Consider the following 14,696-nt stretch of genomic DNA (forward strand, 5'->3'; position numbering starts at 1 on the left):
AATATGAATAAACTTAGAAAATCGTTAAGTTGTGTAACAAGTGCAATGATGATTTTATCATTAAGCACACCAGTTTTCGCAGCAGGAACTGGAATCGCAACAGGAACACAAAAAGCTTATGTCACAGGTGACGACTGGGGTTGTGGTGTTTCAAAAACAATCATGACTCTAGACAAAACAATTGATGCAAAATCAGTTGCAGCTACTGATTTCTCTGTTGAACAAGTTGTAAATGGTACAACTAAATCACAAAGAACAATTAAAGCTGCTTACACATCAGATGAAAACGGAAATAAGGTAACAAAAGATTCTAATATTGTTACTGTAGAAATGGAAATTTCTCCATCAGAAGGTAGCCCTATTTCATGGAGCATGGCTACTTGGAGAAATACTTGGGCTAACCCATATGAATTAAATGTTAGTATTGTAGATGGTCAAGATATTACGTCTGAAGGTGAAACAATTCACGAATTAGATGTTGAATCAGTAATTGATGTTGCTGGTAGTGGAAAAGTATGTCCACAATTAGATGGATTCTCATTTGGAGAAAATTATAAAAGCTTAGAATATACAGATGAAAATGGAACTATCTCTTATTCATTATATACACCTAAAAAAGATTCTCATAAAAACGCTTTAGTTATTTGGAATCATGGTATTGGTGAAACTGGAGAAGATGTTCAAATCGACTTATTAGGAAATGAAGTAACTGCTCTTGGTGGAGAAGAATTCCAATCAGTTATGGATGGTGCTTACGTATTAGTTCCTCAACGTAGAAATAGAACAAACGTAGAAACAGTTTACAATTTAGCTAAGAAAATTCTTGCTGAAAACGATGATATCGATCCTAATAGAGTAATCGTTGGTGGATGTTCAGCTGGTGGAGCTGCAACATTACAAATGATTTATGCTCATCCTGATTTCTATGCAGCTGCTTATCCAATTTGTGCTGCAGGTGCAGGAAATGAAACTTATTTACAAAATGCAGATAAACTTAAAGATTTACCAATTTGGTTCATTCATGCTAAAAATGATGATACTGTAAAAGTTGAAGGTACTGAAGCTTTAGTTGCTGCATTAAAAGAAGTTGGTGCTGAAGTACATACTTCATATTTTGATGATGTACATGATACAACTGGAAGATTTACAAATGAAGATGGAACACCATATCAATATAGTGGACATTGGTCATGGGTATACTTTGATAACAATGAATGCTATGATGAAAACGGTGTTAACTTATGGCAATGGATGTCAAGACAATCTAAAGAAGATACTGTAGTTGCTACTGGTACTCAAAAAGCTTACGTAGTAGGTGAAGATTGGGGTCCAGCTGTTACAAAAACAGTTATCAAATTAGACAAAGCAATCGATGCAGACTCTGTAGATGCAAACAACTTAAGTGTTGTAGAAGAAAAAGCTGCAACAAACTGGGCTGATGGTTCTACTTATGAAGCAAAAGCTGATAGAAAAGTTACAGCTGCTTATACTTCTGATGAAAACGGAAATAAAGTAACTGGTTCATCTAATTACTTAACAATCGAAATGTATGTATCACCAAGTGAAGGATCACCATTTATTTATAGTTTAAAAACTGGATTCAATAGTTGGTGTGATCCTTATAGATTATATGTAAGCCTTGCTAAAGGTGCTCAATTAAAATCTGATGATGAAATCGTAAGTGAATTAAATGTTGTTGCTGATATTGACGTTGCTGGTGATGGTAAGATTTGTCCTCAATTAGATAAATTCAATATCTATGAAAAATCATACACAGCTAGTGATGGAACAGTTTATTCTTATGCAGACTACGCTCCTGCAAAAGATGATAAGAAAAATGCACTTGTAATTTGGTTACATGGTGCTGGTGAAGGAAAATATGACCCTTCAATTGATATTTTAGGAAATGAAGTTACTGCTTATGTTGGAGAAGAATTCCAAAAAGAATTAAATAATGCTTATGTATTAGTTCCTCAATGTCCAACTATGTGGATGGATGGTGGTAACGGAGAATACCAAAACGGTGATAAAGGTTCAATCTACAAAGATAGCTTAATGGAATTAATTAAAGATTACGTAGATGCAAATGATGATATTGATCCTAATAGAATCTATATCGGTGGATGCTCTAATGGTGGATATATGACTATGGAAATGATCCTAGCTAATCCAGATTACTTTGCTGCTGCATTCCCAATTTGTGAAGCATTCCAAGATCAATACATTACAGATGAACAAATCGAATCAATCAAAGATATGGGAATCTGGTTCACATATGCTAAAAACGATACAACTGTAGATCCAACTAAATGTGCTGAACCAACAATTAAGAGATTATTAGCTGCTGGTGCTAAAAACGTACATGTTTCAGCATTTGAAGATGTACATGATACAACTGGAAGATTTACAAATGAAGATGGTACACCATATCAATATGCAGGACACTGGTCATGGATTTACTTCGATAACAATGAATGTTATGATGAAAACGGAGTAAATGCATGGACATGGCTTGGACAACAAGTTAAAGCAACTGCTGCTGATGATACTAAGAAAGATGATGCATCAAAAGATGACACTTCTAAAGGTGATAAACCAGCAACAGGTACTACTACAACTGATAAAACTTCTCCAAAAACTGGTGATGAAACTGCAGTTGCAGGATATGCTATGTTATTCATGGCTGCTGCTTTAGGTACACTAAAATTAAGAAGAAAAGAAGACTAAAATAATACAATTGAATAAAACTGCTGCTAAAAGAATCACAGAAATGTGATTCTTTTTGGGTAACCAAATAATTTAGGGGGAAAGCCAAATTATTTAGGGGACAACTTTAGGGGTTTTAAGAAAACCCTGTTGAAAGTTAGGGGGCACTTTAGGGGGCAACCTAAAAATTCATAGAAAATAAGTTTAAAGGAACAATCAAATAGGTTGTTCCTTTAATTTTGTCTAGATACATTTAACAAGTTATTTTTTAAATTTATATACTTCTTTTTTTGATTTAGGAGTGGCTAAAATAGGTTCGTTTTTCCTGTTAGCCCAAATCAATCTACTTCTTGCATATTCAAAATTGCTTAATCCTCTTGAATTTCTTTTGAAATCTTTAGGAGTCCTATTATATCCTTCCATAGGCCCGTTAGATAGTCTTCGTTCATTTCCATTATTATCAGTTATATAAATAAATGAATTGATGATTTCTTGTTTATGATCTTTTAATAATTCAGGAAATTCTTTAAACATGATTAATGTTGAATGAGAATAACAATCAATAATATAGCTTAAGAGAGTATTGATTTTTTCTAGATTCCTTTCTTTGGTTTTATTAAACTCGATATATTTTTCTTTTAGACGTCTGATTTGTATAAGATTATCGTCCAATTGGAAAAACATTTTTTCATAGTCATAAGTATTTAAATAAGCTTTTAATTTGTGGTTGTATCTAACATTACTTTGATAGTCTATATTTTCTACATTTTGTAATATGAGCCATTTAAAATTATTAAGAAGATAGACCTCTTTAGATGTTGGCATATTTTTAAAATCTATAGGTTTATTATTTTTTATACAAGTGTCTTCGTAAAGCTTTTTATCTCTTATTTGGAATTTCTTTTTTAGATCGTTGATATAGTTATTTATCTTTCTTATGATCCAAGAAACAACATGAAAGCTGTCAATGATAGCAATACTGTTAGGAAAATAGCGTTTTGTATAGTTGATATAGGGGTTATACATATCACATATAAGGTATTTAACGTTTTTTCGTTCTTCCAATGGAATGGATAAAAAGTAGGCATTTGTTGTTTCCTCCCATCTGTTGGGAAGGATATCAACGATTTCTAGAGTATTGAAATCCATAATGACCAGAGCATAACGATGCTTATAGTCAATATCTAAAAATACTTCGTCGACAGAAATTATTTCAGGTAAAGGAAGACGTTTTATGTTCAAATATTGTAGAAATATATAATGTACGGAAGTATCAGAAATATTATATTTTCTAGCGACATCTGCAGTAGTGATATGTATATTCTTCATTTCATTAAGGATCATATAAGGAGTAATATTAGATGACTGTTTATATTTACTAATAAAGTTAAACTGATCATTGAAGTAAAGATTACATTGAGGGTTGGTACATCTCCATTTTCTTTGAGTTACAATAAGTTTTAATTGATAGCCATCCTGTAGGATAGGATGATTTATTTTTCTAATATATTTTCCTTTTGAATGCATTCTAGAAGAACAGGCAGGGCAATATTCGACTTTGAGAGTCTTTTCTAAATAAATTATCTTAGTATTTCCATCAATTAAAATCTTAGAGATAATTATGTCTTTATCTTCAATGTTTAAAAATTTCATGATATCATTATTCATATAGTTCCTTTCATAGTATCTAGACAATATAAATGATAAATGAACTATAAAAAGAAACAACAGCCAGAATCCTAGCTGTTGTTTTTCAATGGCAATTATTAGAAGTTCATCCCCCTAAAGTTGCCCCCTAAAGTAGACCCCCAAAGTTGAGGCCCCTAAATTATTTGAATAGCCGACAAGCTTTGATTATTGTGCAACACTATAAAAATTAGTTGTTTGATAATTATAAATAATGTTTGAAGTGTTAAATAGAAGACCATTTGATAAATGAATATTATCATTGATCATAATAGCTGGATCATTTTCATTAAGTTTTAATAATTCAGCATCTTCTTTACTTAATTTAATAGCTGTTAAATATTTATCTGCAAAACCAAAAGATAATTTCAAATCATCTTTTAAATATCTAAAAATAGATCCTTCAGCTATTTCTTTACCTAAATAAGGGACAATGTCTTTATTATAATAAGTTCTTTCTAAAGCATATGGAATGCCATCGACAATACGTAATCTTTTTAAATAATAAACAGGAGTGCCAAGTTTACAATTCATCTGTTGACTAAGCTTTTCATCAGCTTCAATTACTTGAATATCCAATAGTTTATTAATAATTTTATTACCAGGATTATCCATTGTTACACCGCGTGTTGAATTTAAATAGACTGTTCCTTTTTTCTTAGGTGCACGAACAAACATCCCATTTCCCTGAACTGAATAAACAATACCTAAATTGATTAATATTTTAATTGCATTACGGATTGTATTACGACTGACTTTATATTCTTCTATTAGTTTTTCTTCAGTAGGTAATTTGTGGTTTTCTTCGAATTCTTCATTCATTATTCTTTTTTGAAGATCATTGACGATCATTTCGTATTTTAACATATCATCACCCAAAGCTCATTATATCATAATGTTTTTATTTCACAATACGATTATATATTTGTTGGTACAAATTTTAAATATTCCATACATTTTATTTGAAAGCGCTTTACATTATATAAATGTAGGCATATAATGAATTTGTACCAATGAATTTGGAGGGAATATGATGAAAAGGATATTGAAAGTATTACTAGTGGCTTTAATGGTTATAGCTTCAACTGTTAGAGTCGATGCAAAGTCAACAATATCAGAGAGGGTTCAAAATATAATAAATAGTATGAGCTCGACAGATAAAGTTGCGCAAATGATTCAAGCGGATACCCGCTGGATTACACCAGAAGAAGTGGCTGAATATAAAATTGGTTCAATTTTAAGTGGTGGTGGAGCTGCACCATCAACTGGGAACCAATTAAGTAATTGGGCAGATTCAGCAAATAGTTATCAACAAGCAGTTATTAATAGTGGAGGTATTCCATTACTTTATGGAATAGATGCTGTTCATGGAAATAATAATTTATATGGTGCAACAATCTATCCTCATAATATTGGTTTAGCAGCAGCTAATGATCAACAATTAGTTGAAAAAATTGGTAGTGCATCAGCCAGTGAAGTAAGAGCAATGGGAGCTAACTGGACATTTACACCAACGTTAGGGGTTCCTCATAATGAACGTTGGGGACGTACTTATGAAACTTTCGGTGATGATGTAGAACGTGTTACCTCTTTAGGAAATGCTTATATTAAAGGAATCGAAAAAGATGGTTCTACTCTTTCAACTGCTAAACATTATTTAGGAGAAGGTTTAACAACAAATGGTACGAATCAAGGAAATGTTGAATTGAGTGAAAGTGATTATAATGATTTGATTAATGCGAATATGGATAATGAAATTGTTAAAGAAATTCTTACACCATATAAAAAAGCAATTGATCAAGGTGTTCAATCTATTATGGTTTCTTATAATAGTATTAATGGTAAGAAATGCCATGGAAATAAAGATGTTCTTACAACTTTATTAAAAGAAAAACTTGGTTTTGAAGGAATTGTTATAAGTGATTATAATGGTTTAGATCAAATTGAAAATCAATCATCTTATAAAGATAAAGCTATTGCTTGTATCAATGCTGGTGTTGATATGTTGATGGTAGCAGAAAAAGATGGTGATACACCTCGTTGGAGAAATTTATATAATGCTTTAGTAGAAGCAGTTAATGAAAATAAAATTAGTGAAGAACGTTTAAATGATGCAACAGCACGTATTTTAACAGCAAAAGAAAATATTGGACTTTTAGATGATTCTTCAAAAGCGTACGCTAATAAGGATGCACAAGCATTATTTGGTGGACAAGAACATCGTACACTTGCAAGACAAGCAGTAAGTGAATCTTTAGTATTATTAAAAAATGATACAGTTAAAGATGATCAAACAATGATGCAAGCATTAGAAAAGATGGATAATTTAATGGTTGCAGGAAGTGCTGGCGATGACATTGGTAAGCAATGTAGTGGTTGGACAATTACATGGCAAGGATCAACTGGAAATACGACAAAGGGTACAACGATTTTCAGTGGATTAAAAGCAGCTATGGATAAAAAAGGTGGTACTATTAATTATAGTGCTAATGGCGTATATACAGATTCTACTTCAAAAGTGGATGCAGCAATTGTAGTTGTAGGAGAAGATCCATACGCTGAAAGTAATGGAGATAGAAGTGCTAGTCAATTAAAATTACCAGCTAGTGATATCAGTACAATTAAACAAATTGAAAATAGTCATCCTGATACACCAATTGTTTTGGTTTTAACAACAGGACGTCCAATTGCAATTGCTGATTATGTTAATGATCAACATATTAAAGCAATTGTTAATGCATGGCTTCCAGGTAGTGAAGGTGATGGAGTTGCTGATGTATTATTAGGTGATAAAGATTTTGTAGGAACAAATCCAATTACATGGACTTGGTATCCTCAAGATATTACAAGTAAATATACAGATACAAGTAAAGTTTTATATCCAGTAGGATATGGTTTAAAGAAAGCACAAAAAACAGGTGATTTTAGTGCACCTGATGATCCAAATGTTGTAGATTTAGAAAAAACAAAAGGAAAATTAGAAGCAGAAGACTTTATAGATGCACATAGTAGTATTCAATTAGAAAATAATGGTACAACTGTTGGATATTTACAAGATGGTCGTTATATGACTTATAAAATAAAAGTACCTGAAAAGGCAGCTTATAAGTTAACTGTTCAAGCAGCACGTCAATATGAAGCAACAATTGATGGAGCATTTGAATTATATTTAGATGATGAATTAGTTTTAGAAAAGAAAAATACATCTATTGTTTCAACAGGTAGTTGGACAACATTTACTGCTCAAGAAATGAAAGCTTTAGTAAGTTTAAAAGCAGGTGTTCATGAACTAAAACTTGTAGCACGTGATAAAGATTTCAACTTTGATTATTATACATTTGAAAAAGCAGGGGATTATGTAGGACCAGTTGTTCCTGAAGAAGTGACAAATGTTGGGACTGGTGCTATGTTACAAGAAGGTGCTGTTGAAGTAAGTATGTCATCTTCTGAAAATTCACAAAGTATGTCATGATATAAAGGTGAATTTGAAATTTCTAATAAAAATGCGACAAAAGATGCTCTAGATTTACGAGTAGCAGATGATTCTAAACAAACAACAATTATTGTTAATGATCAAAAAACATATCAAAGTGTATTAGGAATGGGAACTTCTATTGAAGAAGCAACAATTCATAATTTATTAAAAATGACTGATGAAAATCGTCAAGCATTTTTAAGAAGATTATTAGATCCAGTTAATGGTATGGGAATGTCTTTAATTAGAGTTACAATTGGAACATCTGATTTTACAGCTCAAGATTTCTATACTTATTATGATGGAACTGGTAAAGAGTTAGATGGAAAACCAGACTGGAATAATGTGACTGGTAAAGGATTTAGTATTCAAAAAGATCAAGATTATGGTGTGATTAAAGTTCTTAATGAAATGTTAGCAATTGCTAAAGAATTAGGAGTAGAAAATAATCTTAAATTCTTTGCATCTTCTTGGACACCACCAGGATGGATGAAAACAGCGACTTCTAGTAGTAAATCATATGAAAATAATGATTTATTATTAAAAGGTGGAAAATTAAATGATGCATATATTAATGATTTAGCTAAATATATGGTACGTTATGTAGAAGAGTATAAAAAACAAGGAATTCCTATTTATGCAATGACTCTTCAAAATGAACCATTACTTGAAATCAATTATCCAAGTTGTGCAATGACAGGAACACAAGAAGCTAAACTTGCTAAAGCTATTAAAAAAGAATTAGCGCTAAGTACGATTTTAAATGATCAAGAAAAAGATGTTAAATTGTGGGCTTTTGATCATAACTTTGATGGTGCTGATAAATTTATGAAAGATTTCTTCAATGAAGCTGGAGATGATTATAATATTGATGGTATTGCTTTCCATCCATATGGAGGAAATGCTTCAACAATGGGATCTTTCTATGATAATTACAAAGATAAGCTAAGTATGAACTTAACAGAAAGATCTGTTTGGGGAACAAGTGGTGCTAATGATATTATTACTTGGTTAAGAAATGGTTCTGAAAGTTATAATAGTTGGGTAACAATGTTAGATAGTAATATTGGAACTCATCATTGGGTAGGAACACCTGATCCAACATTATTTGTACAAGATGCGAATAACCCTCAAAGATATTGGGCAACACCTGAAGTATATATCATGTCTCAATTTACTAAATATGTAAAACCAGGATATGTTCGTATTGATACAAATAATGGAAGTAGTTCAACTGTTACAAATGTTGCTTTTAAAGATCCTGAAACAGGAAAAATTGTTATGATTGTCGCAAATCGTAGTGGTTCTGATCAAAAATTTAAAGTAATGATGAATGGAACACAATTTAATGCTGTTTTACCAGCAGGTAATGTAGCAACTTATATTTGGGATGGTTCTATTGCTGAAGTTAAAGGAAATGAAATCCCAGGTGTATTAAAAGCAACAGATGCTGTTAATTATGATAAATTAAAAGTGAAAGATGATGGTTCTGGATTTGGAAACGTTCAAGATGGTGCTTGGGCAGATTATCTAATCGATGTTAAAGAAGCAGGTCTTTATAATGTTTCAATTCCTCATGCTATTGGACCAACAAGTGGACCATCAGTTGATAGTAATACTGACAATAAACAAATTGTTTTAAAAGTAGATAATCAAGAAATTGGTCAAACAGTGACTAAACGTTTTGATACTTGGTCTAGTGATTGGAATGCATGGGGTACAACAAGAAATGTTCAAGTTCAAGTAAAATTAAATGCCGGTGTACAAAGACTTACATTATCCTTACCACAAGGTGATATGGACATTGGTGCTTTAACATTTACTAAAGCAAAAGATGTTTTAAATGTTCCAGGTTATATTCATGCTTTAGATTATAGCTATGGTGAAAATATTATTGCTGAAAATAATGAAAATGTTGGTTTCTTTGATGATGGTGATAAATTAGAATATACAGTCAATGTTCAAAAAACAGATAATTATAAGATGCAACTTGAATATGCTAAGGCTGAAAAAGATGCTGAATTTGATATTTATATAGATGATGTTTTAACAACATCAAGTACTTTAGAAACAACTGGAAGTTTTAGTTCTTATAAAAAAGGAACAGTTGCTATTGATTTACCAGAAGGTAGTCATAAAATTATGTTTGTTCCTAAAAATAATGGAGGATTTAATTTAAAATCATTATCATTTGGATCATATATCCAATTAGAAAATGATTCATTAAAAGAAGGAAAATTAGATGGTCAAAAGATTACCGTTCATTTAAAAGATGGTAAATTTAATGAACAATTAGATAAAGATAATTGGCATATTGATTTACCTCAAGGAATTGATTTTGATTTAGATAAAGTAAGTGATACAGAAGCAACAATTACTTTAAAAGGACAAGAAGTTGTAGATTACGATAGTAATCGTACTTTAAATATTGAAATTGATGCTAAAGAAGTAGGAGATAAAGATTATTTATTAAGTGATCAAACAATCATTGAAGCAGTTGATGATGAAGAAAGCTTAGAAGATATTGGTGATCTTGACTATGATAGTAATACATTTGATTTAAAGATTACAGGTGGTAAATTTAATCAAAAAATAAAAACAAGTGATTTAACATTAAGTGAAGAAATTGCTCAATATGTTAAAGTAAGCAAAGTTGAAGTAAGCAAAGATGGTACAACAGCAACTGTTACATTAGAACGTACAAATACAAATTATGATGATCTTGCTGGAACAATTGCGGTTAAAGTAAGTGGTTATAGTGATGGTGATTTAGATTTAGTTTCAAATATTAAATTATTAAAAACAGATCGTTTACCAGATAGTATTGATGTAAAAGATGAAGCTGTTAAATTAAATGAAAGTGATGCTTATCGTAAAAAAGGTACTTTAGTAAATGGTGCTAAAGGAGATTATTTAGATTTCTTCTTAAATGTTGAAGAAGAAGGAAACTATGTTTTAACTTATAAAGTTAAAGATGATGAAGCTGTTACAAATGGTTTGAAATTAAGTGGTGGTTTAGGATTAGCAACAGATAATTTAGGTAGTGTTTCTTTTGGTAAATATTGGGGAAATGTTCAAGGTTATGCACAAATGCTAAATTTAAAAGCTGGTAAACAAACATTAAGACTTGAAGTAAATAATATAAGCTTTGAATTAACAAACTTACAAATTAAAAAATTAACAGATGCAGTAGAAATCAAAGATAAAAAAGATGAAGTGACAACAATTACTGCTGATCAAGTTGTTGATGGTTCAAAAGAAGTTGGTTGGGCAATTGAAGGTTCTTCAACTAAAAATATTGGTTTTGGTGCAGCAGGTACTTATCAAGATTATTATGTTGATGTTAAAACAGCTGGTTTATATGATTTAAAAGTAAATTATAGTCATAATTGTGGTAGTGATACAAAAGCTATTATTATGAAAGTTGATGGTAATACAACTACTCAATTAGGTGAAGTTACTTTAAAAAATACTGGTGGATGGGCTAATTACCAAGATAGCGATACAATTGAAGTAAGACTAGAAGCTGGTAAACAATTTATTCGTATTTATGATGATATTGATGGATTCAATTATCGTCATGTTCAATTAACATTTAAAGGAAAACAAGATGTTACAGCTCCAGAAATTAGTGGTAACGATGCTATTATTTATGTAGATGATGAAACTGATATTAAAGATTTATTAGCTTTAAAAGCAATAGATGATGTAGATGGTGATTTATCAGATAAATTAACAATGAGTGGTGATTATGATTGTCATCAAGCAGGAACTTATACAATTACAGTAACTGTAAGTGATGAAGCTGGTAATGAAGCAAGTAAAACATTTACAATTACAGTTGTTGAAAAAGCAAAACTTGTTATTGATTCTAAAGAATTTATGGTAGGTGATAAATTTGATCCATTAGCTGATATTAAAGCTTATGATGTTGATGGTACAGATATCACAGAAAAACTTACAGTTGTAAGTAATGCTGTTGATACAAGTAAAGCTGGAACTTATCAAGTGGTTTATAGAGTAGTAGATGCTCTTGGTAATGAAGTTGAATTTACAAGAGAAGTTATTGTAAAGAAAGTAAAAACAGATGTTGATCCATCTCATCCAGATGATACAAAACCATCAAAACCAAATGATTCATCATCTAGTAATCAACCATCATCTTCAAATGATGGACAAGAAACAATTACTGGTCAAGTTGTTGAATCAACAAAAACAGGAGATAATACTCCAATTATAGCAATGATGGGTATGCTTCTAGTGGCTGGTTTAGGAATTATGGTTTTAAGAAAAAGAAAATATAATCGTTAAAAATAATTAGATTATAAAATTTAAGATTGGGATTGTTCATATAAACAATCCTTTTCTTTTATTGTGAAATAAAAAATGAATAACATATAATTATCGAATAGATAATCGAAAAAATAAGTAGAGGATGTTATTGGAAAATGAATGAAAAAAGCAAAGAAGAATTAGAAAAAGGATGTATATTAGCTACTATTGCACATGCAATTGCTGTAGCAAAATATCCAGAAATATCCTATGAACGTTCATGGGATGGAATAAATTATAATATCCAAAATAACGAAGGAACGCGAGGAACGATTACCTTTGAAAAGGATATATGTGTAGCAGCGTTTAGAAATGAAAATAGTGAACGATTGAATAAAAATATATCTTATTTACACTATTTTAAAAAGGCACCTATGAGTATATTAAAATTAGCTAAGAATGAGACGTTGCAGTATTTGCTTGAAAATGTAAATGGTCATTTACAACCAGTGATTACAACTGCATTTTGGCAAGATAAAATAATAAGATCTGTTGATCAAATTGATGATTTTTTAAAAAATGGTGGAGATATTATTTCTGTGGAATTTATGGAAATAGAGAAAGCTATAGAGTGGTGGGTTTTAGAGTATGAGTTTTCTAAAGAAGAGAAAGAAATGTTGTTAGCTGTTTATCAAAGAAAAATCAATAATCATGGAAAAACTATACACTTAACAAAAGAAGAAAGTAATTTGATAAAGAAGTATTCAGCTGAAGGCTATAAAGAAAGTTGTTTGTCTTTTCAAGAGTTGAATATTAAAGATTATGGTGAAAAAAGGATTGAATCTATATAGATAACAATCCTTTTCATTTATCCCATTTTTTTATGAATATTATTTGTGTTTTTAATAATGTAAATAGGTCTTTGTTTTGTTTCAAAATAACATGATGAACAATATTGACCTAAGATAGAAACAAAGATAAGTTGTAAACCACTTAAAAATAAAACTAAACTTGTAAGATATGAAACATGATGAAAGAAAATAGAATATAATGAAATAATACAAGAAATTCCTATTAAAATACTACCAATAACTCCTGCAATTGTAATAGGTGTTGATGAAAATGAGAAAATACCTTTAAAAGCATAAGAAAATAAACTTGTTAAATTCCATTTACTTTTACCAGCAGGACGTTCAACATTATGAAATTCAATCCATTTTGTATTAAATCCTACAAAAGAAAACAAACCTTTCATATAACGATTATATTCTTTTAACTCTAAAATAGCATTGACCATTTGTCGAGTCATCATTCTAAAATCACCAGCTCCATCATCCATATCCATTTTTGTAAGTTTTTGAATAACTTTATAAAAACTATGTGATAAAAAGTTTCTTAATTTTCCTTCACCAGTACGATCGACACGTTTACCAGCACAACAATCATATTCTTCGTCTTTTAATGAATGATACATTTCTTTTAATAAATAAGGGGGATGTTGTAAATCTGCATCCATAATAACAACATAATCACCACTTGCATTTTCAAGTCCAGCATACATAGCTGCTTCTTTTCCAAAATTACGAGAAAAAGAATAATAGAAACAATGAGGATTTTTATGAGCTAACAATTTTAAAATATCTTCACTATGATCATGACTACCATCATTGATAAAAAGTATCTCATAGTCAATATTTTCAATGCTTTCTAAAACATGAGTCACTTCTTTATAAAATAGTGGTAAAACATCTTCTTCATTAAAACAAGGAACAATAACGCTTATTTTATCCATGGCAAACACCTTCTTCTTTAAAAATTTTAAATTTACATAAAACATAATTTGATAGAATAGTAATAAAACTTACTAATATTTTAGAAATCATTGGTTGAATATTCATTAAATCAATTAAAAGATAAAGACAAACATTTTCAATCAATAACGTCATAAATCTTAACAAAACAAAAGAAATAAATTCCTTTTTAACCTCATTTTTACTCTTGAATACATATCTTTTATTTGTATAATAAGCAAACAAAACAGCAAAAAACCAAGAAATACTATTAGCGATTAACCAATGACTATGTATTTTTAATAAAATAAAATAAACAACATAATTCACAAGTGTTGTCATGCCTCCTACAAAAACATAACTCAACATCTCTTTTGTATCATCTTTCATCCTTTCTTCTCCTTTCAATTATATAATTTATAAAAACCACCATAAATCCAAAATAAAATAAAATACCTCCTAACCTATATCCAGTAGGTGTAAATTTAATTTGAATATGATGTTTTCCTTGATGAATCTGACATCCTAAAAAAGCTTCATTAACAATTTCACTATTGACCACTTTACCATCTATATAAATTGAATAACCTCGATCATAAGGAATACGTGTTATAAAATAACCATCATTTTTAACATCGATTGTTCCTTTTAAAATATCTTTTCCTTTTTCAATTTTTAAACAATCAACTTCTTGATTTCTCTTTTTAATTGTATTTTTATCTAAAGAATAAGTTTTAATATTTTTAATATCATAATGTCCTTTAGAT

At 30.1% G+C, this 14,696-nt stretch carries 9 protein-coding genes; 4 read left to right on the forward strand and 5 right to left on the reverse strand.

Features of this window, described 5'->3' with window-relative positions:
• Window positions 1-3 precede the first annotated feature (3 nt).
• Window positions 4-2,727 carry a prolyl oligopeptidase family serine peptidase gene (locus ACLVEP_RS07120; protein WP_412583851.1) on the forward strand — a complete coding sequence of 908 codons (2,724 nt, stop codon included), beginning with the start codon at window positions 4-6 and terminating at the stop codon, window positions 2,725-2,727.
• A 240-nt stretch (window positions 2,728-2,967) separates the two neighbouring features.
• On the opposite strand, the gene ACLVEP_RS07125 is transcribed toward ACLVEP_RS07120, so the two are convergent.
• Window positions 2,968-4,374 (reverse strand): ISL3 family transposase, encoded by a 1,407-nt coding sequence (locus ACLVEP_RS07125; RefSeq protein ID WP_412582684.1) that lies wholly within the window; start codon window positions 4,372-4,374, stop codon window positions 2,968-2,970.
• Between the two features lie 186 nt (window positions 4,375-4,560).
• A complete protein-coding gene (locus ACLVEP_RS07130) occupies window positions 4,561-5,259 on the reverse strand; it encodes a GntR family transcriptional regulator (protein WP_318000463.1) in 699 nt (232 codons plus the stop codon).
• Window positions 5,260-5,425: 166 nt separating this feature from the next.
• Here ACLVEP_RS07130 and ACLVEP_RS07135 point away from each other — a divergent pair, with 166 nt between their 5' ends.
• The 3 genes from ACLVEP_RS07135 (at window position 5,426) to ACLVEP_RS07145 (ending at window position 12,990) form a co-directional block, all read left to right on the forward strand.
• Window positions 5,426-7,864 (forward strand): glycoside hydrolase family 3 N-terminal domain-containing protein, encoded by a 2,439-nt coding sequence (locus tag ACLVEP_RS07135; RefSeq protein WP_412583853.1) that lies wholly within the window; start codon window positions 5,426-5,428, stop codon window positions 7,862-7,864.
• Window positions 7,865-7,993: 129 nt separating this feature from the next.
• The gene (locus ACLVEP_RS07140; RefSeq protein ID WP_412583855.1) at window positions 7,994-12,178 is read left to right on the forward strand and encodes a carbohydrate-binding protein; all 4,185 of its coding nucleotides are present in this window, start codon (window positions 7,994-7,996) and stop codon (window positions 12,176-12,178) included.
• A gap of 137 nt (window positions 12,179-12,315) precedes the next feature.
• Window positions 12,316-12,990 carry a hypothetical protein gene (locus ACLVEP_RS07145; protein ID WP_412583857.1) on the forward strand — a complete coding sequence of 225 codons (675 nt, stop codon included), beginning with the start codon at window positions 12,316-12,318 and terminating at the stop codon, window positions 12,988-12,990.
• Window positions 12,991-13,007: 17 nt separating this feature from the next.
• Here ACLVEP_RS07145 and ACLVEP_RS07150 read toward each other — a convergent pair whose 3' ends face one another.
• From ACLVEP_RS07150 to ACLVEP_RS07160, 3 genes are all read right to left on the reverse strand, one after another.
• Window positions 13,008-13,931, reverse strand: a complete 924-nt coding sequence (locus tag ACLVEP_RS07150; protein WP_412583859.1) for a glycosyltransferase family 2 protein — start codon at window positions 13,929-13,931, stop codon at window positions 13,008-13,010.
• On the reverse strand, window positions 13,924-14,319 hold the full coding sequence (locus ACLVEP_RS07155; RefSeq protein ID WP_318001012.1) for a GtrA family protein: 396 nt from the start codon (window positions 14,317-14,319) through the stop codon (window positions 13,924-13,926). The genes ACLVEP_RS07150 and ACLVEP_RS07155 overlap by 8 nt, the downstream gene beginning before the upstream one ends.
• Window positions 14,309-14,696 (reverse strand): YfhO family protein (locus ACLVEP_RS07160; protein WP_412583861.1); only part of this gene is annotated, 388 nt, incomplete at its 5' end. The genes ACLVEP_RS07155 and ACLVEP_RS07160, both read right to left, overlap by 11 nt.

The sequence above is a fragment of the Faecalibacillus sp. genome (assembly GCF_047023275.1).
Lineage (GTDB): Bacteria > Bacillota_I > Bacilli_A > Erysipelotrichales > Coprobacillaceae > Faecalibacillus.

Coding starts and splice junctions, on each gene's coding strand:
- ACLVEP_RS07150 (WP_412583859.1), bottom strand. CDS start 13,931: ATGGATAAAATAAGCGTTATTGTTCCTTGTTTTAATGAAGAAGATGTT.
- ACLVEP_RS07120 (WP_412583851.1), top strand. CDS start 4: ATGAATAAACTTAGAAAATCGTTAAGTTGTGTAACAAGTGCAATGATG.
- ACLVEP_RS07140 (WP_412583855.1), top strand. CDS start 7,994: ATGGGAACTTCTATTGAAGAAGCAACAATTCATAATTTATTAAAAATG.
- ACLVEP_RS07125 (WP_412582684.1), bottom strand. CDS start 4,374: ATGAATAATGATATCATGAAATTTTTAAACATTGAAGATAAAGACATA.
- ACLVEP_RS07155 (WP_318001012.1), bottom strand. CDS start 14,319: ATGAAAGATGATACAAAAGAGATGTTGAGTTATGTTTTTGTAGGAGGC.
- ACLVEP_RS07145 (WP_412583857.1), top strand. CDS start 12,316: ATGAATGAAAAAAGCAAAGAAGAATTAGAAAAAGGATGTATATTAGCT.
- ACLVEP_RS07130 (WP_318000463.1), bottom strand. CDS start 5,259: ATGTTAAAATACGAAATGATCGTCAATGATCTTCAAAAAAGAATAATG.
- ACLVEP_RS07135 (WP_412583853.1), top strand. CDS start 5,426: ATGAAAAGGATATTGAAAGTATTACTAGTGGCTTTAATGGTTATAGCT.